Genomic DNA, 23165 nt, shown 5'->3' with positions numbered 1-23165 from the left:
ATCTATCCACCTTTTTGGCTAACCCTAACGGAAAGCGTAGATTTACAATTTAAAATTTCTGCGCTAAAACGCTTAAATAATGAATAACTTCCGATATTAGTTTTATTTTTAGTCAACAAAGGCCATCTAGTTCATACGCTTTAAACCATAAAATACTAATTTTAAGCATTTTGAAGCGCAACAAACCAACAGGCATTGCCTTTGCAATAAGACTTTTTATCACCTATATCCCACTTATGTACCAAATCAATCTATCGACAAATGAATCATACTTATGTAATTATCATGGCAGGCGGGGTAGGTACTCGCTTTTGGCCCTTTAGCCGTAACAATAATCCCAAACAATTCCACGATGTATTAGGCACTGGCAAATCTCTTCTCCAACAGACAGCAAGCCGATTTGACGGCGTTTGCCCTCCCGAAAATATATATATCGTCACTAGTACCGAATATTATGGCCTAGTCAAAGAGCAATTGCCTTTTTTAGCTGATGATCAAATTTTATTAGAGCCTAATAGACGTAATACAGCCCCTTGTATCGCATACGCTTCCTACAAAATCGCTAGCAAAGATCCTAAAGCAACCGTGATCGTAGCTCCTGCTGACCATATTATTTTGAAGGAAGATGTATTTAGAGAGAAAATTGGAGTAGCCGTAGAAGCTGCCCAAAACAATGATATCTTGATAACTCTAGGTATCCAACCTACTCGTCCCGATACAGGCTACGGTTATATTCAATACCTAGCGGCAGATGGGCTCGTCAAAAAAGTAAAAACCTTTACTGAAAAGCCGCTCTTAGATATTGCTATAAAATTTTTGGAAAGTGGGGATTTCGTATGGAATGCGGGTATTTTTGTATGGAATGTAAAAGCCATTCGAAAAGCATTTGCTAGCTATTTGCCAGAAGTAGCGGAGGTGTTTGAAGCCGGAGAGAAAGATTATTATACCGAGCAGGAGAAAAGTTTTATTGACAAAGCCTATATGCTTTGCAAAAATATTTCTATCGACTTTGGTATCATGGAAAAAGCCGATAACGTATATGTAGTGTTAAGTGATTTGGGCTGGTCTGACTTGGGTACGTGGAAGTCGCTGTATGATGTATCGGAAAAAGATGAACGACAAAACGTAGTTAATGGCAAGCAATTGCTCTATGATACCTCCAAATGTATCATTAAGACGTCTGGGGATAAACTCGTAGTAGTGCAAGGATTAGAAGGCTATATTGTGGCTGAGCACGGCGGGGTACTGATGATTTGTAAAATCGATGAAGAACAACGCGTCAGGGATTTTGTGGCAGATGCCAAGCAATTTGGAAATGAATTTATCTAAACAAAAAGAGGCTGTCTCAAAAGTAACAGGGCACAAAATATTCTTTGGTTTTAACCTCATCCCAACCCTTCCGCTCAGGCGGCCCTGTCCTGCCAGGAGAAGGGCTTTAAAAGTCCCCCTCTACTGAAAGGCCGCGACGGCGTACCGTGAGGGGGAGTTAGGGGACGGTCGGCCGCTGCCGTGAGGTTGAATAGACACCGAAGATAATTTGGTACTACTAGACTTTTGAGACAGCCTCTTTTTGTTTTATTTATTCTCTAAAATCGCAGTAGCTTCAATTTCAATCAGATACTCTGGTGCAATAAGCCTAGATACCTCTACCATCGTAGTACATGGGCGTATTTCTCCAAAAAATTCTCCGTGAGCCTTGCCGTAGGCTTCCCATTGGGCTATATCGGTCACAAATAAGCGAGTCCGAACCACGTGTGTTAAGTTGGCACCAGCCTGAGCCAAGACTTTTTCTATTTTTTGAATAATAAATTTAGTCTGCTCATAAGCATCCCCTACTCCTACAGGCCCGTTGTCGTCGACCGCAACAGTCCCCGTAACTTCGATGATATTGCCTACTCTTACGGCTCTCGAATACCCTACTATAGCTTCCCACGGAGCTCCTGACGAAATATTTATCCTTTGTGACATGTATAAATAAATGGTTGTTATTGATTAATTTTTAGCCCCTCCCTGCTGTCCAGCCTTTGGAGGTTGGCTTTTTTGAGCATCACGCATCGGATTTGAAGCTCCTTGGGAAAAACCTTGGGACTTAAACAACTGAAAACGCGTAGGCTGCGCTGGCTGACGTGGGAAATGATTGCTCTCTTCATCAATATCAGCGATTTCGCGATAAGGATCCAACGTCCATTGTACCACTTTCTTCTTCGTCGTCACCACCTTCGATACCTGCTGGTCGTTCAAACGCCATATCTCCGCTGGAAAACGAGCCACCGAATCCGTTCCGTCTTCAAACTGCATCTTCACGATCACGGGCATGGGCAAGCCACCTTTGTTTTTCACTTTCAACGTATAAAAATTCAAACCTGATTCCACCAATTTTCGCTCATCGGGTGAGAGACTTGCCAGATAGGCTTCGTATTTCTTCTTGTCGGCATCGGTTACTTTGTAAGGGTCGTAGGTATTATAGAAATCTTTCATGTCAGGATTTTTTTCCACGACCGACTCTTTGATGTAATCTTTGTCGCGCTGACGAGCTACGGTGTTGCGTTTTTCGTCGGCTTGTTTTTTGGCTTCGGCTTTGTTGAGCTCAGGGTTTTGAGTATCGACCGCAAACCATTCTACTTCTACTAGGTCTTGGTCCACGGGCTCTACTCCATAGAACCAACCTTTCCAAAACCAATCCAAATCCACTCCAGAGGCATCTTCCATCGTACGGAAAAAATCGGCGGGAGTAGGATGTTTAAACTTCCAACGATTGGCATATTCCTTAAAAGCATAGTCGAACAGTTCACGACCCATGATAGTTTCACGCAAGATATTTAGACCTGTTGCGGGTTTGGTGTAGGCGTTGGGGCCAAAACCCATGATATTATCAGAACTTGACATAATAGGTACTTGCTTATCAGGAGTGGTACGCATATACTCAACGATATTTTGGGGCTCGGCTACGTCTCCCCCCATATCTCTATCCCATTCTTTGGTAGTAAGGTGTTCGAGAAATGAATTCAGGCCTTCGTCCATCCATGACCATTGGCGCTCGTCCGAATTAACAATCATCGGAAACCAGTTGTGCCCTACTTCGTGGATTACTACTTGTATCAAGAAATTTTTTGTTCCTTTTGAATAAGTACCGTCCGCTTCGGGGCGAGCACCGTTGAACGAAATCATAGGGTACTCCATACCTCCCACGGGCCCGTGTACCGACTGCGCTACGGGATATGGATAATCAAAGGTAAATCTAGAGTATGTTTTTACTGTATGTGCTACCAACATCGTCGAATATTGTCCCCAAAGTGGATTGGCTTCTTTGGGATAAAACGACATTGCCATGATTTTTTTCCCATTAAGTTCCACGTTCATTGCATCCCAAATGAATTTACGAGAAGTAGCAAACGCAAAATCACGTACGTTATCTGCTTTGAATATCCACGTCTTTTTACCGTTGGGTTTGTTGGACTCGTTTTGGGTTGCTTCATCTTGGCTTACAATCAAGACTGGCTTATCAAAAGTTTTACGAGCCTGCTCAAGCCGTTTGAATTGGGTAGCCGAAAGTACTTGATTGGCATTCTGTAGTTCTCCTGATGCGCCTACGATATGGTCGTTGGGAACAGTAATAGCCACTTTATAATTTCCAAAAGCTAAAGTAAATTCTCCTTGTCCTAAAAACTGCTTGTTTTGCCAGCCATTTACATCATCATACACACATGCCCTTGGAAACCACTGCGCAATCTCATAGATAAAATTACCGTCTTTGGCAAAAAACTCAGCGCCCGAACGCCCCGAAGCATATCTAAAATCGGTAATGTTGTAATTCCAATCAATCTGAAAGCTAAACGATTGCCCCGACCGAAGGGGCGTGGGAAGTTCGATACGCATCATGGTTTCGTTGATGGTATAGCGTAGAGGCTGCGAAGTTTTGAGGTCTTTGACAAGAGTAATCTTATGGCCATAATCTTTATCAATCATGGTACGCATCACCGAGCTGAGAGGCATTCCTTTTTCATTGACGGCACTTGAGCGCGTTTGGGAGGCCATCGAATTGTTGGCAAACAAATTTTGATCCAATTGCATCCAAACATACCTCAACTCGTCAGGCGAGTTGTTGAAATAGGTCACATTTTCAGAACCTACCAAATGTTGTTTTTCGTCATTGATTTCGACTTTGATGTCGTAGTCAACACGATTTTGCCAGTAATCTTTCCCTGGCGCACCTGAGGCAGTGCGATAAGTATTGGGAGTAGGAAGCTGAGCACCCATTTGTTCAAAACGGGAATTAGCATGATAATTAGCGGTGGGAGGCTGTGCCATAAGCGGCGCCACCACTCCTACCAAACAGCACAAGAAAGAAAAAAATAACTTAGTCATTTGGGTTTGTTGATTGAATTAAGTCGGTTAGCAATTTCTTTTTCTGATATAGAATCCTGTTCACTTTTATCGTATATGCTTAACAAATAAACGGTTTCATCTACGATTTTAACATAAGTAATCACTCTTGCCCCTCCACTTTTCCCTTTGCCTTTTGAACGGATAGGCATACGAATTTTGTAGCAGTCTTTACCAATAGAAGTACCCATAAGTGGGTTGTCTTCTAAAGATTCTACCAATGACAAATAATCATATTTTAAAGACTTATATTTTTTGGAAAGGCGTTTAAGTTCCCTCTCAAACTCTTGAACGGCTATGATTTTAAAGCTCATCAAAAAGTTCTCTAGCTGTTTTTAACTTAATCTTTCCTTGTGAATGAAGCTCTGCTTGCAACAAAGACCGTTCGAGGCTATCCAAAAACTCTTCTTTGGTAGGAGGGCGCTCTGTTTCGTCTTCTTCGATTTTTACTTTGGCTTTTACGGCTTTCGCCATTTCCAAAAACAAATTCCGGTGACGTTCTTTGGTTTCTATGATGATTCGCATGGTCTGAGTATTTTGATAACCAAAATTAATAAAATATTCTGTCACCTTGGTAAGGTCTTGTAGAGGACAAAACCTATTCCTGCAAAAATCACATTGGGCAACCATACCGCCGCTACGGCTGGAATTTTCCCAGATTCAGCGATTCCTTTTGCCAACATAAAAAACAAGAGATACACAAAAGCTAAAATAAAGCCCAGCGCAATTTGCCAACCTGACCCTCTTCGACTCTTACGAGCCGACACCACTACGCCAATCACCGTCAGAATAATAAAAGCAAAAGGATGCGTAAAGCGGGTGTATTTTTCGAGCAAATAGGTCTGTACCCCATCCGCGCCGCGTAGATTTAACAAATCAATGTAGTCGTTGAGTTGACTAAGGGTAAGCTCCTCAAATCGGTTTTTATCATTCTCAAAATCTTTAGGACTTAGATTGATCGTGGTATCAATTTTGGTACCTTGGGTCAGGGTCTCATTCTGACCTTCAAACTTGCGCACCTTATAATCATAGACTTCCCATTTTTTCTTTTTGGGCTCCCATGTGATACGGTCAGAAGTCAGTTTTTCTTTGAGTTGATTTCCTTCAATACGCTCAAGCGTAAACTTATATCCTGTCTGAGAAGAGTTGTTGTAGCTTTCGAGATACGCGTAGGTTTGAGGAGCAACTTTGATATGAAAATTGCGACGATTGAAATAAAATTGTTCTTCAATGTACTTATACTCAAATGCTAACCTGATTTTGTTGGCACGCGGAATCACCCAGCCTACCATATAAAAAGTAAAGATTGCCAGAATGGTAGAACCGATAACATAGGGAAAAAGTATTCTCAAAAATCCTATTCCACTACTAAACATCGCTATGATTTCGGTGCGAGCGGCGATACGAGCCGTAAAGAAAACCGTAGAGATAAATACCAACAACGGACTAAGGTAATTGGCATAATAAGGAATAAAATTGAGATAATAATTAAAAATGATTTCGTTGGCAGAGGGGTTGGTCTTACGAAAATTATCTACTTTTTCCGTAAAGTCAATCACGCATATAATCAGTAGCGTAATGAGTACCGTGAAAACGTAAGTAACTAAAAAATTTTTGAGAATGTATCTGTCTAAGATTTTCATGATTTGTAGTCAGAATAAACTTGATAGCTTTCTAAAAAAGCGTTTAACAGAACATCTCGCTCTGTATTTTTTACATCTATAATGACCGCTCCCGTTATAATAACATCATCTAAAGAAAATGAAAAATCATATTTTTCTAAATCTTTATGACTATATTTCAAAAACCACCTATCAAAGACCCTTTTGCGAGGCAATTGTTTACGATCAACGCTCTCACACACATAAAGCAGCACATTTTGAAAAAAATCAAATAGGAACTGTAATATAGTGTCGGTTACCTTTGGGTCAATAGGAAGTTCTTTATCAGCTCCGAAACTAAACTCTACAATATTCCCCTGAGGAATACTTATATTGTTGAAATGGAAAGAGGCATCAAAAAGGGCAATACTATAATGAATGCCATAATCTGATAAAAAAGAATAGGTACCGTCGGGGTTTTCAACGATTGGGTAAGGAGACTCGAACAATTTTACGGCCTTTTTGGGTGATGACAGAAGTATTGCCTTTACTCAATTCTTGATGAATTTCATTTTTGTCTTTTATCATATTCCTTACGACCTCTTCCAACTTGCTCCCAGCAGGAATGGTGATTGTAATTTCCATAGCTTATGTGCATTATTAATGCTACAAAACTAACAAAATATAATAGAATTTCCTTTAAGACCGCCTCTTTTAGGGATTTTTAACGTTTAAATTTTGCCAATCCCTCGTCCAAAAAGCGCGTAAACTCTTCGGCACTTGTGTAGCCTACGGGTTTGGTGAGTAGCTCTCCTTCGGGGGTTACTAAGCAGTAAAACGGCTGAGCATTGTTATTAAACTTGGTGATTTGCAAATCAGCGTTTTTCTCCCCTATCGTTGTTTTCTCTTTTTGGTCATAAGCCGAAACAAACTTCTTAGTATCAGGCAATTCCGTCTTATCATCTACGTACAACGAAGCTATCACAAAATCGTTTTTCAACCTTGTCAAAACCTCTGGTTGAGGCCATACATTGGCTTCCATTTTACGGCAATTGGCGCAGTTGAATCCCGTAAAATCAATAAAAACGGGTTTGCCGGCGGCTTTGGCTTGTGCAAGTGCCTGCTCGTATTCAAAATACCCTTCTAAGCCATGCGGCAAATGCGGCTTATTGCGATCGGCTATGGCCGAGGGGTTATTTGTGCCGCTACTTCCTACGGCATTGGTCAAATAAAAATCTTGGGTTTGCTCAGGTGGCAACCAGCCCGAAAGTGCTCTCAAAGGCGCCCCAAACATGCCCGGAATCATATAGACCACAAAAGCAAAGGTAGCTGACGAAATCAACAACCTCGGAATAGTAATGCCTTTGACGGGAGTGTCTTTGTCCATCCGTAGTTTGCCCAACACATAAAAGCCTATCAGCGTAAACAACACAATCCAAAGGGCTAAGAAAATTTCACGGTCGAGCACATTCCAACGGTATGCAAGGTCGATATTGGATAAAAATTTGAGGGCTAATGCAAACTCCAACAACCCAAAAACTACTTTAAACTCATTGAGCCAACCGCCCGATTTAGGAAGACTTTTCAGAAACTTTGGAAACATGGCCAAGCCTGTAAATACCACCGCAAAAGGAAGTGAAAAGAAAATCATTCCCAACACAGGACGCATTACTTCATTGCCTTTAGATGCCAAAATGAGAAGTGTACCCGCTATAGGCGCAGTGCACGAAAACGATACTACCACCAAGGTAAGAGCCATGAAGAAAATACCAATCAATCCGCCTTTATCGGCTTGTTTGTCAACACTATTGACGAAAGAATTGGGTAATACAATTTCAAATAGGCCTAAAAAAGATAGACCAAAAAGGACAAATACCACAAAAAATATAGCATTGGGCAGCCAATGGGTACTGATAAAATTAGCAGCTTGGGCGCCTCCTACTCGTGATACCAAAAAGCCTAAGAGTGTAAAAATCGCCACAATCGAAAGACCATACAGCAATGCCTTGCTTGTACCATGTTCTTGCTTCGTGAAATAGCTCACCGTCATGGGCATGATAGGGTAAATACAAGGCATAAAAATCGACGCCAATCCTCCCAAAAAACACGCCAAAAGAAAACTCCAAAGCGACTCTTCGGGGTCTTCGACGGGAGCACCTGCTAGATTGCTAGGCTCAGGAGCAGGAGAAAGGGGAGCCGCCGCCACCTCAGCATTTGCCGTAGGCTCTTCTTTAGGAGTTGCGACTTCTTGAGGTTGGTTTACGACGGGTGTGGGAGGTGTCTTGGTTTCTGCCACCACACCGTCTGTTTTTTCGGGAACTGTAGCAGCTACTACTTTAAAAGGCGGAATTTTAAAATCAGCATTTGTGAGTACACATTGACCGTCTTTCACGGTACAAGTTTGCCCTTCGATAGTCCCCTCCAAAACTGGGTTTTCTTTTAATATCTTTATTTTCTGAACAAAGGAAGCCTTGTCTTCTGCGATACTTACATTTCCTTCCCAGATTTCATCGTATTTTTCATGAAACCCTACTGGTTTTATTTTTCCTACTACTTCAAACGTAGGGTTTTTCTTAAACTTAATCTCGGTTTTGGTAGGGCCTTCTGCCGGAAACTCACTAGAATAAAGATACCACCCATTGTCGATAGTAGCCGTAAACTTTACCTCTACCACTTCTCCTACTTTTACTTCTTTTTTAGGGCCTTCAAACGACCACTGAGCGTGGTTTTGGACTTGGGCAAAAAGGGGAGAAAATGCTACTAAAAGCACATAAAGTACAGCAGCCTGTCTCATAAACTTACTTACTATTGTTTTTTTCATATCATAGTTAGGAATTGACTCCACTGAAGGTTATTTCTTTTTCTTTTCCAACGACTTGGCATCTACTTTTCTTACTACTTCATTCTTTAAAAACTTAATACGCCAAACCCCCAAATGTGTGGCATCATCCTTAAAGCATTCCTTACAAATCATGTGGTCTTGGGGGATAGGAGAAGTATATATCAATACCGAATCTCCTAGTTTTTGAATGTTTGTGATTTGGGAAATTTTATTTTCGGCATTATAGACATAAGCATCCATTACTTCTTGTTCTTTGCTAGAGAGATTAGGGTTTTTGACGTCCTTTTGTCCCAACAACATAATCTGCACTCCATATAAGGCTTCCAACGAATCTATTTTTTTGACACCTTCGAGCTTACACAATTGGGTTAGCTCCCCCTTTGGAGACTGCCGCTGTGCTGCATCCCAAGAGGCTTGAGCTTGCTTTACTATGCGCGCACCCCAATCGTCTACTATTGCTACTATTTGCTGAGGAGTAACCCGCTTTATCTGCATACTTTTTATTTTGTCTACTGCTTCTTTCGAGCCTTCAAGTCGCTGCTCCGAATGGCATCCGACAAAAAACAGGCCAAAACTTAATACGTACCCAATAAATAGTCTATGATTCACCGCAATTTTTTGGTTCAAAGTTAGTGCATTATCCTTAGCACCATAAAAACGCCGCACGCCAATGTTTGGTTCAAGCCAAAATTTGGTAAATTGCCCTTTATGCTTAAGTAATGTGTTTTTTGGAGTTTTGTTTTTCTAATAGCCATGACTTTCACCACCCTTCTCATCGACGACGAACCTCTCGCCCGCATACGCTTGCGCCGTCTCCTCTCCCAATTTGGCGATACTTTTGAAGTGATAGGAGAAGCAAGCAATGGAGCCGAAGGACTTACTATGATTGAAAGTCTACGTCCAGCTCTTATCTTTCTCGACATCGAAATGCCTCTCTTAAACGGCTTCGAGATGCTAGCGCAGCTTTCGTTTATGCCAATGGTAATATTTGCCACTGCTTATGACCAGTATGCCATTCGGGCTTTTGAAGAAAACTCTATCGACTATCTACTAAAACCCATTGAAAATGAAAGACTTACCAAAACTATTGAGAAACTTAAAAGTAGATGGGCCGCCGCTCCAACCGAAACTACAGTAGCCGCAGGTTTTGATGCTAATTTGTTAAAACTAATTGAACAGCTCAAACCCAAAAAAGAACTCCATGCTATTTCGGTCAAATTTGCTGACAAAATCTTGCTCATTCCTTTTGAAGAAATTAGCTACTTCGAGGCGGAAGATAAATACGTATTTTTAGCAACCAAGGAAGGCCAAAAATACCTCACAAGCTACACTATTTCTATTCTGGAAGAGAAATTACCATCTTACTTTGTCAGAATTAGCCGTGCAGCAATTCTTAATAGCCGTCACCTTAAAGAAGTTCAAAAACATTTTGACGGAAAGTTTATCTTGGTTCTCAACGATAAAAAATCTACAAAACTTATCTCAGGACAATCGTTCTCCGATAATATACGCAGTTTATTAGAACTTTAGTATTGAAATAATTCATCTGTTTGTATCTAAAAAAAATACTATTATTTTCTTGATTTTTGAGGCAAAAGGGCGCTTTTCAGGTTTTCCTTTTTAGGGTATTGGCGAATATAAAAAATAGAAAAGGGAGGATTTTGATAACGTTCCCGATAACGATTGCGTAAATATTTACCTTTTACTCTTTACAAAATTTAATAGTTTCTATGTATATTCCAATATCTTATTCTTTTATGTCATCTTTGATGGTATAGAAGAGTTTCTAGGAAAAGTCAAATTAGGAATTCTTCATGGCAACTATTTTCGCATCGGTTCAACAAAGTCGTAAATCCGCGCATGTCTTCCACGATACCTATCGGCGCAAAGACGGGCCTACGATCTATCAATTGCAATTGAACCCTTTTGACAAAACTCCTAAATACAAACAAATCGTAGAGTCGATTAGAAGGGACATCAATCGGGGGGTTTTGAAGGAAGGTGATCAGCTGCCTTCGATTAGTGAAATGAGTATCGAATATTTGTTGGCTAGAGATACGGTCGAGAAAGCATATCGCGAACTGAGAGCACAAGGGGACATTATTTCAATCCAAGGAAAAGGATATTATATAAAAGCTACCAACGACAAAAAAATCAAAATCCTCCTCATATTCAACAAGTTAAGCTCTTATAAGAAAATTATTTATTATGCTTTTCTGAAGGCTTTAGGCGAACAAGCTAGTGTTGATTTGCAGATTCATCATTACAGTGCTAGTCGCTTTCGCGAAATCATCGACAAAAATCTAGGGAAATACAATTACTATGTCGTCATGCCTCACTTCACTGAAGACACCGACCATATTACCCCCCTAAAAATTTTGGAAACGATTCCTCCAGAGGAGTTGATATTGTTGGACAGAGATATACCCGAATTAGCTCATAAACCTCTGAGTGTCTATCAAAATTTTTGTAAAGACATTTTTGAGGCTCTCGAATCAGCTCAAGATTTATTGAATAAGTACGATCATTTAGCCCTTGTTTTTCCACAAGACGGTACATATCCGCCCGAAATCGTACAAGGTTTCCGTAACTTTTGTATTAATTATCAAAAAGAATTTTCTATTCTACCTTCTATTTCAGATGAAATACCCATCCCTCGTACCGCTTATATTGTAGTAGAAGAAAGCGATTTGGCGGAGCTTGTCAAAAAAGTACGTCAAACTCCCTATCAACTGGGAGAAGAAGTAGGCATCATTTCATTTAATGAAACTACCCTCAAAGAACTACTCGGCATCACGGTTATCACTACCGATTTTGAACACATGGGGCGCGAAGCTGCCCACTTACTACTTGCCCAACAGCGCATCAAAGTCAAAAATCCCTTTTTTATGATTCGTCGTGGTTCCTTGTAGCAGTATTGAAGATTATATAACTGAGAAGAACAGATAATGCTTAAAGTCTCTATCAATATTGGCAGAGACTTTTTTTGGTAGTCCGAAGCAGATAAACAAAAATAGAGGTGCGTATATACACCTCTATTTTTGTTTTTTAGTTCGTTGATGTAAATAACGCAACGCTTAAACTACTTACAATAACGTAATGAAGCTTTTGAAAACAGCCGCCAAACGCACTGCGTCAAAGATTCGCTGCTCCGAAGCACCATGCGATTTTACGGAGGCTTCGTGAGAAGTGACGCACATTTCACAACCATTAACCGCTGAAATCACTAAACTCAACAGTTCAAAAAATTCTTTTCCCAAGACGGGATTCATCATGATAGACATCCGAATCCCTGCTTGCATATTGTTGTAGGATTCTTTGTTCATAAAATGCCGAAAACGATAAAATACGTTGTTGGCATTCATGAGCGACACACAAGCCGCTACCTCATTGAGCTCTTTTTCTGAAACTCCACGCTGCTGGGCCAATGCCTCCAAAGAGGCAATGAGCGCGGTTGATTTCTCGTTGATAGCAACTCCCAAAGCCAACAATACAGCATCTTTTTCGCCCAAAGAAGGCGCTTTCAACGCATTGGCAACGTTGATTTTGAGGTCTTTGATATAACGATGATCAGCTTCATTGAGGCGATCCAAGAAGAGACTTTCAAACTCAGCAGGCAGATTTACTTCGGCCAGTAAGCTTTTTTTGGTTTCACTAATTGTTCCAAACATAGCTGTAGAAAGTTAGTAAAAAGGAGACTTCCCTTTTGATTGAAAATTTATGCTTGGAGGGTAGCCTCGCCCTGTTTCCAGTTGCAAGGACATAGTTCATCTGTTTGGAGGGCATCCAATACACGCAATACTTCATCTACATTACGTCCTACCGAAAGGTCGTTGGCCGACACCCAACGAATAATACCCTGAGGGTCAACAATATAAGTAACACGGTAGGCGATTTTTTCGTTGGCTTCTAGGATACCTAGCTCTTCTGCCAATGACTTGGAAGTATCGGCCAACATCGGGAATTTAAGCCCTGTTAAGTCCTCGTGGTTTTTGCGCCACGCTAAGTGTACAAACTCAGAATCGGTAGAAGCTCCGATAAGGATAGTATCGCGGTCAGAGAAATCTTCTACTTTTTGATTGAACGCTGCGATTTCGGTAGGACATACAAATGTGAAATCTTTAGGCCACCAAAACATCACCATCCATTTGTCGGCGTTTTTGTGATCTTCTGAAGTTATATCATAAAATTCATTGCCTTTTTCCAAAGACACAACTGAAGTCTTTTTGAATGAGGGAAACTGAGCTCCCAATCCCAACATACGGCTAGCCATGATTGCTTCTATTTAATGGTGAAAATTATTTTTGTACAATTTCAATATTTATTTTAACCAAAATTACGCATTTTCGTATTTGAAAAGTATAATTTTGATAACGATGCAAAACTGTACTAAATCACCTCTTATATCAAATCAATATTTTCTATTGATTGATAGATTTTATCAATATCTATTTTTAAAAAATTGATATTGAGAGCATTAATTTTTGAAGCTACCTATAAAAAAATCCCAAATATTGACCAAAGTCACTACTCGGGATTTGAATTATAAAACGAGAAAGATACTACAGCTTGGCTACTTCAGTACCTGCCAACAAAAAACATCCTAAACCAAAATCCTCATAATCGGGCTGTTTGTCATAACTTAGCGGTTGTCCATCTTTAGGCTCTTTTCCAGTACCCTGCACCCATCCCAAAAAACCACTCGGGTGTACGCAGTCTTTCAGCATAGCATTTGTAGCCTTAGCCACAATTGGCAAATAGATTTTCTTTTCTAAAAGCCCCGTACGAATTCCCCACGCCATGCCATATACAAACAAAGCAGTGCCAGTCAGCTCTTTTCCTCCAAAATCATCCTCATCCGTCAGACTTACATTCCAAAATCCATCAGAACGCTGAAGGGGTACAAGTGCATGCATCATTTCAAGGTACGTTTTTTGATATTCGTCGCGGTGGGGAGCATTTTTAGGCATAATATCCAACACCCTCACTAGTGCCGCTACTACCCATCCGTTTCCACGAGACCAGTAGCAATTGTTGCCCTTAGGGGTTTTGTAAGGGGGGTCAAAATCTTTGTCACGCCACCATAGCCCTTCAGCGGGATTGTACAGACCTTTATCACCGTGGTGAGTTTTAGTAAACATGTACATCTGGTACATCTTTTCATAATAGCGGTTGTCATTATAGAGTACTCCCAGTTTTGCAAACACTGGCATTGCCATCTGTAAGGCATCTACCCACCACCAATCATCTTCTTTAGGGCTGTTGACCATATTGTCCATGCTGGCTTTTATATCACGGATTCGTTCTTCTTTTTTGTCCATGAGATAGAGGTCAATGTAAGTTTGACCACAGCATTGGTCATCGCCATTACGAGTAGTAATCCCATTCCGCAAGCCCCACTTGTGGGCTTCTCCCCAGGATAGAGCGTATTCCAAATATTCTTTTTGGGGATGGAGTTGATAGAGCGCCATTAATCCTTCATAATACACTCCACGAGTCCAGATATTGCTTGGACGTGTACGGTCTTTTCCAACAATAGGCTTCCCTACCTCAGGCCATTTGTTCATAAAATAGGCATTGGCCGTAGTCATGGCCTTGAGTAGCTCTTTCCGTTTAGGGAGTTTTTGAGCTAATACGATGGGTGTGGTTATGATAAGTAGCAGTATCGCTTTGTAAAAATCTCTCATGTTTTTGGAAGTATTAAAAACATACACATTTTACTTCTTTTGTAACAGCTGAACGGAGCTATCATTGATTTCAAACTGCTTGTTATTCAACAGATTAATAACTTCGGCTCCTGCCAAAATCACGGGTCCATAACCATGCGCCGCGAAGGGGCTAATAGGACGATGATAATAAAAAGCAGGGTCAAAACCCATACCAGTACCCACGCAGGTTCCCTCTACTTGCCCTTTTTCATTGACCTTGGTAGCCACTGCATTCCAAGCTACAAGTACCGCAGGAGCATACGCAAGGCCATCTATCCAGCCTTTATTGATCGCGTGAGCCAGAGCATAAGTATAAATAGCGGTAGCGGAAGTTTCCAAATAAGAATCTTCTCTATCCAACAATTGATGCCAAAAACCTGAGCCTGACTGATAAGAAGTCAATCCCTTCGCATGGGCTTTCAATAAAGCTAAAATCGCAGGACGTGCTGGATGATTTTCGGGTAATACATCCAATACTTCTACTTTGGTCAAGATAGCCCAGCCGTTAGCCCTTGCCCAGTGAAACTGAGGATGCTCACTCATGCCTTCTATCCATCCGTGCATGTATATGCCCTTCTCTTTGTTAAACATCCTTTTAGAAAATTGTAGAATTTGTTTGGCCGCTTCGTCATAGTATTTTTTATTGCCAGTAAGTTTGCCCATTTGAGCGAGAGCAGGTACTCCCATAAACAAATCGTCGAGCCAAAGCGAATTGGGTTGGGGGCGATTTCGGGCCAGCGTCCCGTCCTTTAAGCGATGTTCTTTGTTTAAGATATAATCAATGTGAATATCAATCAGGGGTCTAAGGTTCGACTGATTTCCTGCACGAGTGGCTTTAATCATGGCGGTACACATTGCGCCACAATCATCCAAAGCATGAGGTGACAACAATCCTCGAAGGGGGCCTTTGGTACCCCAATCGGCGTGTTCCTCGGTTGTTTTTTTAAAATAAGGAGCTGCATTGGCAATAAATGCCAAGCGCTTATCAGTGTATTCTTTGTATCGATTGTCGCCAGTCACCTGACTTGCGAGTAGCATACCAGCATATGTAACGCCCCATTCGTAGCTTACGAGGCGATAGTCTCCTTTTTGTAAAGCAGTGTTTTCATCAATTTTGGATAAATCCGCAACGATTTCACCCGTTTTGGCATTGACAAATGCGGTGGGAGTAACCGTATTTAAATAACCATGAATCCGATCTATTACACTTTTTACCTCTTTTGGGTCCACAATTCCATACGGAACAGGAAAATCAGGCTTTAATAAGTGCAAGGGTGTATTGGAATCATTGGCATTCACCACATTGCGCTGAGCCAAAAGAGGAGTTGCTAGTATCATCATCACTCCCATTAAGAGGAGTTTTTGGTTGGGCATAAGGATTTTCATAGGTTTTTTGGAAATCATTGTTTTGGATAGCTACAAAATACATAGCTTTTAACTCATAAACATTCCCGTACTCACCTGTAATTTTGAGCCGAGTTTCCCAAAACCAAAATCCCCCAACTTTTTGAGTTGAGGGATTTTTAGCAAGGTTATATATTGTAGTTTTTATGCTCTGTCTAAGCTTCCACCATACATGCTCCTACGGTCACGTTGGAGGTTTCGTCTATCAAGATAGCCGCACCATTGGCCCGATTGTTTTGATATGAATCGTAGGCCAACGGTTTTGCCGTACGAATCACCACTTTGGCCACGTCGTTTAGCTTGAGGCTTTCAACATCTTCCAATTGCTCATAATTGTTGATATCGATGCGGTATTCTATTCCTTTAATAGAACAACGAACGCGCGTAGTACCATGCTGCAGGGTGTATTTATTACCTACTTTTAGTTCTTTACGGTCGTCCATCCAACAAATCGTAGCTTCCACATCTTGGCTTAACACGGGCTGATTGCCATTGCCACTAATCAAATCCCCACGGCTAATGTCCACGTCTGTTTCGAGCAAAAGAGTCACCGATTGGGGAGCCGACGCCTCTTCTACTTCTGCGCCATATATTTCAATTTTGGCAATTTTGGAGGTTTGCTCCGAAGGAAGTACGGTGATAGGATCTCCTTTTCGGAAAACACCGCTTTGAATGCGCCCTGCATATCCCCGATAATCGTGCAACTCTTCGGTTTGAGGACGAAGCACATACTGTACCGAAAAACGCGCATCAGTTAGATTAAGGTCGTTCAATACATCCACATTTTCGAGATAATGAAGCATTGTTTCGCCCGTGTACCAAGGCATTGCTTCAGATTTATCAACGATGTTATCTCCCGCCAAAGCACTTACGGGAATGATTTTCAGGTCTTTGATATTGAGTTTACTAGCGAGTTTTTGGTATTCTTGGGCAATCTGCAAAAACACATCTTCCGAATATCCCACCAAATCCATCTTATTGACTGCTACCACAATATGCGGAATCCCTAACAATGAAGCAATAAGAGAGTGGCGGCGAGTTTGCTCTACTACTCCTTGGCGCGCATCAATCAGGATGATTGCCAAGTCGGCATTAGAAGCACCCGTCACCATATTGCGGGTGTACTGAATATGTCCCGGCGCATCAATACTAATAAACTTACGATTGGGCGTTTGGAAATATTTGTAAGCCACATCAATCGTAATTCCTTGCTCTCGCTCCGAACGAAGCCCGTCGGTCAGTAATGCCAAGTCGATTTCGCCATCGCCTCTGGTTTTACTAGCACGTTCTACGGCCTCCATTTGGTCGGCCAAAATACTTTTTGTATCGTAAAGCAAGCGGCCGATAAGGGTACTTTTTCCGTCATCAACACTACCTGCGGTTATAAATCTTAGAATGTCCATAGCCCCTAAATCCCCAACGAGGATTTTTTTATTATTTTAAATGTTTGTTTTTAACTCCCCTACTAGGCAGCTGCCACTACGGGGTAAGAAAGGAAGTTTAAAAATATCCACCCTTTTTACGGTCTTCCATCGCCGCCTCGGTTTGTTGGTCATCGATACGGGTTTCACCACGCTCACTGATACGCGTTGCTTTGATTTCGTTGACTACTTTTTCGATAGTATCGGCCTCTGATTCTACCGCTGCCGTACAAGTCATATCCCCTACCGTGCGAAAACGTACGGTCTTAGTCACTATAACATCTGCCTCATCTTTGTAAATAAAATCGGCATTAGCTAGTAAATTGCCATCGCGCAAAATCATTTCGCGCTGATGTGAAAAGTAAATTGTAGGTAACGGAATTTTTTCACGTTCGATATACGACCACACGTCCAATTCTGTCCAGTTCGAAATCGGAAACGCCCGTACGTTTTCTCCTTTGCTGATTTTGCCATTAAACAAATTCCACAATTCAGGTCGCTGACGTTTGGGGTCCCATTGCCCAAACTCATCACGGAAAGAAAAAATACGTTCTTTGGCACGTGCTTTTTCTTCGTCGCGGCGAGCACCTCCAATACACGCATCAAACTCAAACTCTTCGATAGTATCTAGCAAAGTGTATGTTTGGAGCCAATTGCGCGTAGCATTTTTTCCGGTTTGTTCTTTCAAGCCTTTGGCTTTGATTGTATCTTCTACCTGACGTACAATCAGCTTGGCCCCTACTTCGTTGGCTAGCCAATCGCGATACTGAATAGCTTCGGGGAAGTTGTGCCCTGTATCAATATGTACTAAAGGGAAAGGGATTTTGCCCGGAGCAAATGCCTTTTGGGCTAAACGAACAAGCGTGATTGAATCTTTTCCGCCCGAAAACAACAAGGCAGGACGCTCAAACTGTCCAGCTACCTCACGCATGATATAGATAGCTTCTGATTCGAGTTGGTCTAGATAATTTTTTCGCTGACTACTAGACTCTAAATTTTGGGTATTTGACATGATATATCGTGTCTGATTTTCTAATTTACTTTTACAAAGAGTAACCCCTATATGCTATCTCGCATGTAGGCCGCATTCTTTTTTGCTTTCGTCTTCCCACCACCAGCGTCCCGCTCTGAAATCTTCTCCTTCACGAATAGCACGTGTACAAGGAGCACACCCAATACTTACAAACCCTTTGTCGTGCAAGGGATTATAAGGGACATTGTGAGATTTTACATAATTTTTCACTTCTTCAAAAGTCCAATTCAACAAGAGATTGAACTTAAACAAATCATGCCCGCCATCCCATTCAATAGCTTGCATATCTGTACGGTTGGGTGATTGCTCCGCTCTGATACCAGTCACCCACACTTTAACTCCTTGCAAAGCACGATTGAGAGGTTCTACTTTGCGGATAAAACAACATTCTTTGCGATTTTCGATAGACTCATAAAAACTCAAAGGACCTTTTTCGGTCAACAATTTCTCGACGGCATCGTTTTTCGGAAAAAGCACTTCAATTTTTGAATCATAGCGATTATTGGTTTTCTGCAACGTCAGGTATGTTTCGGGAAACATACGCCCTGTATCCAGTGTAAAGATGCGGATATCGAGGGCATTCCCCAAAATCATATCTGTTATTACTTGGTCTTCGTAGCCCAAACTAGTCGAAAAAGCTACTTGTCCGGGAAACATCTCTGCCAACAAACGCAATGATTCCACTTCCGTTTTGCCTTGTAGTTGTTCTAGCAACGACGAAGCTGTATGAGAAAATACCTCTGTATGCATTTTAATTCTATCGAATTTGTATTGTATATTAATTTCTAAACAACAATATTTGAATGTTCTCTTAAAGAGAGAGCTTCTTCAACTATAAAACTACCCAGCAACCAATGAGGAGATTTGTACTGCCTTAACATTCTTTTGCTACTTATTGGTTCGTTAGTGTTTTGTTTTATACAATTTCCTCAACCTATCATTTTTTCCTAGGCTCGTATTGCCTTTATGGATAGTGAAAGTGAGGAAATTGTAGGCTTATATATCTTCTACACTTTAGCCGTAATCGCCTCAGCGCTTACTACGGCTGCTTGCGTAAAATCTTCTATCAAATCTTCGACCGCTTCCAAACCTACCGAAATACGAATGAGGCCTTCTGTAATACCTAAAGAAGCTTTTTCGTCGGGTTTAAGTTTGGAATGAGTCGTGGTAAAAGGATTGGTAATAATCGTGCGCGTATCTCCTAAGTTGGATGATAAAGTGGGGATTTTGAGGGCTTTCATAAAAGCACTCACTCGCTCAAAACCACCTTCAAGTTCAATCGTCACAATCGCCCCACCTGCATTCATTTGTGCTTTGGCAAGCTCATACTGAGCATGACTTGGCAAATAAGGGTAATTCACCTTTTTGACTTCGGGTAGTGCTTCGAGTGCTTCTGCCAAGCGTAGTGCATTTTGGCTATGACGCTCCATACGAAGCTCAAGCGTTTCGAGGCTTTTGCTCAAAGTCCAAGCATTGAAAGGCGACATTGACGGGCCTGTATGACGGCAGAAAAAGCGAATCGGAGCGATATATTCTGCTTTTCCGACCACAACACCTCCCAAGACACGCCCTTGTCCATCCATAAATTTAGTAGCTGAGTGGACAATCAAGTCCGCGCCAAAATCGGCAGGGGTTTGGATAATCGGCGTTGCAAAGCAGTTGTCAACGTTAAAAATCAAGTTATGTTTTTTGCAAATCCGTCCAATCATCTCCAAATCGACCAACTCTAATCCTGGATTAGAAGGAGTCTCAAGATAAACCATTCGGCTGTTGGGCTGTACGGCTGCTTCCCAAGCGGCCTCCGAAGCATCAGCATCTAAATAAGTATAGGTAATGCCCCATTTAGCCAAAATCTGCGTAATAATCTGATGCGCCGAACCAAACAATGCCCGACATGCAATAATATGATCGCCCGACTTGAGAATCCCTGCCATACTCGCAAAAACAGCCGCCATACCGGTAGCAGTAGCAAGCCCGTCTTCAGCACCTTCGAGCATACATACTTTATCTACAAACTCCTGAACGCTAGGATTTGAAAAACGACTGTAAATATTGCCTTCTTCTGTTTCATCAAAAAGTGCCTTGCCTTGCTCGGCAGATTCGAATGAAAAGCTAGATGTAAGAAACAAAGGCGTCGAATGCTCGCGGTATTGTGTCTTTTTGGTTTGGGTGCGTATTGCTTTAGTCTGACGTTTCATAATTGAGATAAGTCATGAGATAGTCGTAAAATCAAGGACGAGAAGGGAATACCTGCTTTGGAATTTTACGGCTAGCAGTGGGTTTTATATACAGGGTTACAACAGAACCGTTAAAATATTTCGCAAACTTACGATAATTACTACTAATCCGACCATAATCATCATAGCTTTTATGGGCAAGCGGCGTGATAAATGAGCCGCAATAGGCGCTGCAATCGTACCACCTAAAATCAAACCAACAATAATCTGCCAATGAGAGAGACCAATCAACATCACAAACGTAACAGAGCTAGCCAATGACACAAAAAACTCAGCCAAGTTGACCGACCCAATGGTATATTTGGGATGCCGCCCGCTTGCAATCAAGCTCGAAGATACAATGGGGCCCCATCCACCACCGCCGATAGCGTCCATAGTACCCCCAAACAACGCCAATAATCCTACTTTTTTAATAGGTTTTTTCTTAATACGTTTTTGCAAGGCTTTTTGAATAATCAAAATCCCCAAAATCAAGGTATAAACGGCGACAATAGGTTTGATAAAATGGGCATATTGCTCTAAAGAGGTAAGTACATAAGCCCCCAAAGCAGCCCCTATCACACCAGGAATAAGCAATATTTTAAACAATTTGCTATTTACATTCCCAAACTTCAAGTGCATATACCCCGACACCCCACTCGTAAAGATTTCGGACGAGTGTACACTTGCACTCACTGCCGAAGGCGGAATTCCTAGCGTAAGCAAAAATGTAGTGGCTGTCACACCATAGGCCATTCCTAGGGCCCCGTCAATCATCTGAGCTACAAAGCCTGCTAGAAGAAAATAAAAAACTTCGTCGGTGATTTGGAGGGTTTGTCCGATAAGGGTGATACGCTCAATCGTAAAATAACTAAACACCCAATGCCCCACTATCATCAATGCCAAAGCTGCAAAGATATTCATGGCGATTTCGGAGCGAGTACGTTGGCGCAATATGGGAGTTAGGAACTTATCTAACACCCACTCAAAGCTTCCTTTTGGCTGAGCATCCACCTTAGAAGGACTCGAAGCAGTATAAAATACATCCGACTCTTGGGGTAAGTCTTTCAATAAAACTTTGAGCCCTTGCTCACGGGCCAAGGCTGCCAAACGGCGGTCTTCAGTAGCATTGCCAGTGGCAATCAACACTACCTGTAAGCTTTCCCATGCGGCTTGCTCCACGGTATCGTTTTCTATGTTTTTATTTATACCCAAAACTAGATATAGTATATTGATTTTATAGAAATATAAACCTAAATTAAATGCCACGCGTCTGACGTGGCATTACAAAAGTAGAGGCAATATTTAAAAAGTCCAAAAATTACCCTAAAAATCTTGTTAAATTCTTATAAAGATACGATTTCGATACATCCAATGTAGAATCAGCCACTCGACGATGAGTATCGCTGTTCCTCTCACCAACGATTCATAGCTAAGTCCTAAGATTTGGTCGTAGGTTTTGGAAACATGAATTTGGAATGAGTGATGGATAAATTCTACGATTGTGTGGGAGATAATGTAAGCCGCAATAGAATTCATGCCGATTACCATCAGCCAAAAGAAAGCTTTTTTATAGCCTTTGATATCTACTATCCAGTAGAAAAATGCCAGCAAAATAAAACACCAACCTCCGCTAAAAATAGTCCACGTAGGAGTCCAAATACGCTTTACATTCGGGCATATTCCTGTCCAATTGAGCAGTAGCCCAGTCCCTAAAAGTCCAATTCCTATCAATCCAAAACGCTTAACTTTTTGGAGAGGGGCATCTTCATCTTTGAGCCACTGCCCTGCCAATAGCCCCAAAATCATGGTACCAAGCGTAGGGATAAAACTAAGCGTCGAATATCCCCCGCCATTTCGGATGAAAGGCTTTTCGCGGGGAAAGAGATTCATAAACCATTGGTCAAAAGCCCAAGCAGCATTGGTATTTTTGTTCCAATGAGCTGCAAAGCCCGATAAATTATGCTCCCAATCGGCCGCTACACCTACGGCGGCATAATCAAAATTAGCATCAGGAAGTGGATACAAAGCAAACACCAACCAATACCCTACTAAAATAGTGCACAATGCAACCACTTGGGTTTTAAAAGTACGAAAACCAAGCCAAAACAAGATAGGATAGCCCAAACCAATCTGTGTTAGGGTGTCTTCAAAAGTGAAATTGGTTTGCTCGCGATGCGTAGAACGTAAAAAAATTCCCAAAAAAATCAAAATTAATGACCGCTTAAGGGTATGCCCAAACATATTCTTGAACGATTGCCCTTTGGCAAGCCTGCTCGCCACCGAATAAGGTAAGGCTACCCCTACCAAAAATGAAAAAGAGGGTTGAATCAAATCATGTAACGAACATCCTACCCACTCAACGTGGTCTTGATGATAGGCTAAAAATGCCCAAAAACTACTTTCGGGCAATGCTTTGGAAACATGACCAAATTCGAGAACTTCGGCCATCATCAAAAACATAACAAAACCACGGTAAACATCTACCGACGAAACACGAGTGGGTATAGTAGGAGCCATAAAATGAAAAAGGGTTTAGTATCACTAAAAGTACGTT

The 23165-nt window shown here is 41.5% G+C and carries 22 protein-coding genes; 3 read left to right on the top strand and 19 right to left on the bottom strand.

What is annotated here, in order from left to right:
- Nucleotides 1–261: 261 nt before the first annotated feature.
- Nucleotides 262–1329, top strand: a complete 1068-nt coding sequence (locus G563_RS0101785; protein WP_028663784.1) for a mannose-1-phosphate guanylyltransferase — start codon at nucleotides 262–264, stop codon at nucleotides 1327–1329.
- A gap of 246 nt (nucleotides 1330–1575) precedes the next feature.
- On the opposite strand, the gene G563_RS0101780 is transcribed toward G563_RS0101785, so the two are convergent.
- The 9 genes from G563_RS0101780 to G563_RS0101740 all read right to left on the bottom strand — a co-directional run bounded on the left by G563_RS0101780 (nucleotide 1576) and on the right by G563_RS0101740 (nucleotide 9435).
- A complete protein-coding gene (locus tag G563_RS0101780; RefSeq protein WP_028663783.1) occupies nucleotides 1576–1968 on the bottom strand; it encodes a RidA family protein in 393 nt (130 codons plus the stop codon).
- Nucleotides 1969–1992: 24 nt separating this feature from the next.
- Nucleotides 1993–4365, bottom strand: coding sequence for a M1 family metallopeptidase (locus G563_RS0101775; RefSeq protein WP_028663782.1), 2373 nt, complete (start codon nucleotides 4363–4365; stop codon nucleotides 1993–1995).
- Complete coding sequence (locus G563_RS0101770) at nucleotides 4362–4697, bottom strand: type II toxin-antitoxin system RelE/ParE family toxin (protein WP_028663781.1); 336 nt, start codon at nucleotides 4695–4697, stop codon at nucleotides 4362–4364. Before G563_RS0101770 ends, G563_RS0101775 begins: the two co-directional genes overlap by 4 nt.
- Entirely contained in the window at nucleotides 4687–4908 is a 222-nt protein-coding gene (locus tag G563_RS0101765; protein WP_028663780.1) for a hypothetical protein, read from the bottom strand. Before G563_RS0101765 ends, G563_RS0101770 begins: the two co-directional genes overlap by 11 nt.
- Before the next feature lie 41 nt (nucleotides 4909–4949).
- Entirely contained in the window at nucleotides 4950–6026 is a 1077-nt protein-coding gene (locus G563_RS0101760) for an LptF/LptG family permease (protein ID WP_028663779.1), read from the bottom strand.
- The gene (locus G563_RS0101755; protein ID WP_028663778.1) at nucleotides 6023–6493 is read right to left on the bottom strand and encodes a DUF6169 family protein; all 471 of its coding nucleotides are present in this window, start codon (nucleotides 6491–6493) and stop codon (nucleotides 6023–6025) included. The genes G563_RS0101760 and G563_RS0101755 overlap by 4 nt, the downstream gene beginning before the upstream one ends.
- On the bottom strand, nucleotides 6465–6629 hold the full coding sequence (locus tag G563_RS37855) for a hypothetical protein (RefSeq protein WP_157585003.1): 165 nt from the start codon (nucleotides 6627–6629) through the stop codon (nucleotides 6465–6467). The genes G563_RS0101755 and G563_RS37855 overlap by 29 nt, the downstream gene beginning before the upstream one ends.
- Before the next feature lie 79 nt (nucleotides 6630–6708).
- Nucleotides 6709–8805: a protein-disulfide reductase DsbD family protein gene (locus tag G563_RS0101745; RefSeq protein ID WP_028663777.1), complete on the bottom strand. Its 2097-nt coding sequence runs from the start codon at nucleotides 8803–8805 to the stop codon at nucleotides 6709–6711.
- Nucleotides 8806–8835: 30 nt separating this feature from the next.
- Nucleotides 8836–9435 (bottom strand): hypothetical protein, encoded by a 600-nt coding sequence (locus tag G563_RS0101740; RefSeq protein WP_157585001.1) that lies wholly within the window; start codon nucleotides 9433–9435, stop codon nucleotides 8836–8838.
- Between the two features lie 144 nt (nucleotides 9436–9579).
- Here G563_RS0101740 and G563_RS0101735 point away from each other — a divergent pair, with 144 nt between their 5' ends.
- Both G563_RS0101735 and G563_RS0101730 read left to right on the top strand, forming a co-directional pair.
- Nucleotides 9580–10356, top strand: a complete 777-nt coding sequence (locus tag G563_RS0101735) for a LytR/AlgR family response regulator transcription factor (protein WP_028663775.1) — start codon at nucleotides 9580–9582, stop codon at nucleotides 10354–10356.
- A gap of 284 nt (nucleotides 10357–10640) precedes the next feature.
- Nucleotides 10641–11738: a GntR family transcriptional regulator gene (locus G563_RS0101730; RefSeq protein WP_084650728.1), complete on the top strand. Its 1098-nt coding sequence runs from the start codon at nucleotides 10641–10643 to the stop codon at nucleotides 11736–11738.
- A 174-nt stretch (nucleotides 11739–11912) separates the two neighbouring features.
- Here the strand turns inward: G563_RS0101730 and G563_RS0101725 are convergent, their stop codons facing one another.
- The 10 genes from G563_RS0101725 to G563_RS0101680 form a co-directional block, all read right to left on the bottom strand.
- A complete protein-coding gene (locus G563_RS0101725; RefSeq protein ID WP_028663773.1) occupies nucleotides 11913–12497 on the bottom strand; it encodes a carboxymuconolactone decarboxylase family protein in 585 nt (194 codons plus the stop codon).
- Nucleotides 12498–12544: 47 nt separating this feature from the next.
- Nucleotides 12545–13099, bottom strand: a complete 555-nt coding sequence (locus G563_RS0101720; protein WP_028663772.1) for a peroxiredoxin — start codon at nucleotides 13097–13099, stop codon at nucleotides 12545–12547.
- 289 nt (nucleotides 13100–13388) lie between these two features.
- Nucleotides 13389–14513 (bottom strand): glycoside hydrolase family 88/105 protein, encoded by a 1125-nt coding sequence (locus tag G563_RS0101715; protein WP_028663771.1) that lies wholly within the window; start codon nucleotides 14511–14513, stop codon nucleotides 13389–13391.
- 30 nt (nucleotides 14514–14543) lie between these two features.
- Nucleotides 14544–15920 (bottom strand): glycoside hydrolase family 88/105 protein, encoded by a 1377-nt coding sequence (locus G563_RS0101710; RefSeq protein ID WP_028663770.1) that lies wholly within the window; start codon nucleotides 15918–15920, stop codon nucleotides 14544–14546.
- A gap of 173 nt (nucleotides 15921–16093) precedes the next feature.
- Nucleotides 16094–17341 (bottom strand): sulfate adenylyltransferase subunit 1, encoded by a 1248-nt coding sequence (locus G563_RS0101705; protein ID WP_028663769.1) that lies wholly within the window; start codon nucleotides 17339–17341, stop codon nucleotides 16094–16096.
- Between the two features lie 97 nt (nucleotides 17342–17438).
- The gene (cysD, locus tag G563_RS0101700) at nucleotides 17439–18371 is read right to left on the bottom strand and encodes a sulfate adenylyltransferase subunit CysD (RefSeq protein WP_028663768.1); all 933 of its coding nucleotides are present in this window, start codon (nucleotides 18369–18371) and stop codon (nucleotides 17439–17441) included.
- Nucleotides 18372–18425: 54 nt separating this feature from the next.
- Nucleotides 18426–19142: a phosphoadenylyl-sulfate reductase gene (locus G563_RS0101695; protein WP_028663767.1), complete on the bottom strand. Its 717-nt coding sequence runs from the start codon at nucleotides 19140–19142 to the stop codon at nucleotides 18426–18428.
- A 257-nt stretch (nucleotides 19143–19399) separates the two neighbouring features.
- A complete protein-coding gene (locus tag G563_RS0101690) occupies nucleotides 19400–20590 on the bottom strand; it encodes a trans-sulfuration enzyme family protein (protein WP_028663766.1) in 1191 nt (396 codons plus the stop codon).
- Between the two features lie 96 nt (nucleotides 20591–20686).
- Complete coding sequence (locus tag G563_RS0101685) at nucleotides 20687–21790, bottom strand: sulfite exporter TauE/SafE family protein (protein ID WP_229598424.1); 1104 nt, start codon at nucleotides 21788–21790, stop codon at nucleotides 20687–20689.
- A gap of 156 nt (nucleotides 21791–21946) precedes the next feature.
- The gene (locus G563_RS0101680) at nucleotides 21947–23128 is read right to left on the bottom strand and encodes an acyltransferase family protein (RefSeq protein WP_028663764.1); all 1182 of its coding nucleotides are present in this window, start codon (nucleotides 23126–23128) and stop codon (nucleotides 21947–21949) included.
- Nucleotides 23129–23165 lie beyond the last annotated feature (37 nt).

Origin of the sequence: Runella zeae DSM 19591 (assembly GCF_000423565.1) — a bacterium.
GTDB classification, from domain to species: Bacteria; Bacteroidota; Bacteroidia; order Cytophagales; family Spirosomataceae; genus Runella; species Runella zeae.
The sequence above is the reverse complement of the archived record's forward strand: the minus strand, read 5'-3'. Positions and strand labels throughout refer to the sequence as shown.

What these genes read in the sequence shown, in the direction of transcription:
- G563_RS0101785 (WP_028663784.1), top strand. Translation starts at nt 262, where the DNA reads ATGAATCATACTTATGTAATTATCATGGCAGGCGGGGTAGGTACTCGC.
- G563_RS0101745 (WP_028663777.1), bottom strand. Translation starts at nt 8,805, where the DNA reads ATGAAAAAAACAATAGTAAGTAAGTTTATGAGACAGGCTGCTGTACTT.
- G563_RS0101770 (WP_028663781.1), bottom strand. Translation starts at nt 4,697, where the DNA reads ATGAGCTTTAAAATCATAGCCGTTCAAGAGTTTGAGAGGGAACTTAAA.
- G563_RS0101725 (WP_028663773.1), bottom strand. Translation starts at nt 12,497, where the DNA reads ATGTTTGGAACAATTAGTGAAACCAAAAAAAGCTTACTGGCCGAAGTA.
- G563_RS0101680 (WP_028663764.1), bottom strand. Translation starts at nt 23,128, where the DNA reads ATGGCTCCTACTATACCCACTCGTGTTTCGTCGGTAGATGTTTACCGT.
- G563_RS37855 (WP_157585003.1), bottom strand. Translation starts at nt 6,629, where the DNA reads ATGGAAATTACAATCACCATTCCTGCTGGGAGCAAGTTGGAAGAGGTC.
- G563_RS0101760 (WP_028663779.1), bottom strand. Translation starts at nt 6,026, where the DNA reads ATGAAAATCTTAGACAGATACATTCTCAAAAATTTTTTAGTTACTTAC.
- G563_RS0101730 (WP_084650728.1), top strand. Translation starts at nt 10,641, where the DNA reads ATGGCAACTATTTTCGCATCGGTTCAACAAAGTCGTAAATCCGCGCAT.
- G563_RS0101720 (WP_028663772.1), bottom strand. Translation starts at nt 13,099, where the DNA reads ATGGCTAGCCGTATGTTGGGATTGGGAGCTCAGTTTCCCTCATTCAAA.
- G563_RS0101715 (WP_028663771.1), bottom strand. Translation starts at nt 14,513, where the DNA reads ATGAGAGATTTTTACAAAGCGATACTGCTACTTATCATAACCACACCC.
- G563_RS0101690 (WP_028663766.1), bottom strand. Translation starts at nt 20,590, where the DNA reads ATGAAACGTCAGACTAAAGCAATACGCACCCAAACCAAAAAGACACAA.
- G563_RS0101765 (WP_028663780.1), bottom strand. Translation starts at nt 4,908, where the DNA reads ATGCGAATCATCATAGAAACCAAAGAACGTCACCGGAATTTGTTTTTG.
- G563_RS0101705 (WP_028663769.1), bottom strand. Translation starts at nt 17,341, where the DNA reads ATGGACATTCTAAGATTTATAACCGCAGGTAGTGTTGATGACGGAAAA.
- G563_RS0101710 (WP_028663770.1), bottom strand. Translation starts at nt 15,920, where the DNA reads ATGAAAATCCTTATGCCCAACCAAAAACTCCTCTTAATGGGAGTGATG.
- cysD (WP_028663768.1), bottom strand. Translation starts at nt 18,371, where the DNA reads ATGTCAAATACCCAAAATTTAGAGTCTAGTAGTCAGCGAAAAAATTAT.
- G563_RS0101695 (WP_028663767.1), bottom strand. Translation starts at nt 19,142, where the DNA reads ATGCATACAGAGGTATTTTCTCATACAGCTTCGTCGTTGCTAGAACAA.
- G563_RS0101775 (WP_028663782.1), bottom strand. Translation starts at nt 4,365, where the DNA reads ATGACTAAGTTATTTTTTTCTTTCTTGTGCTGTTTGGTAGGAGTGGTG.
- G563_RS0101735 (WP_028663775.1), top strand. Translation starts at nt 9,580, where the DNA reads ATGACTTTCACCACCCTTCTCATCGACGACGAACCTCTCGCCCGCATA.
- G563_RS0101780 (WP_028663783.1), bottom strand. Translation starts at nt 1,968, where the DNA reads ATGTCACAAAGGATAAATATTTCGTCAGGAGCTCCGTGGGAAGCTATA.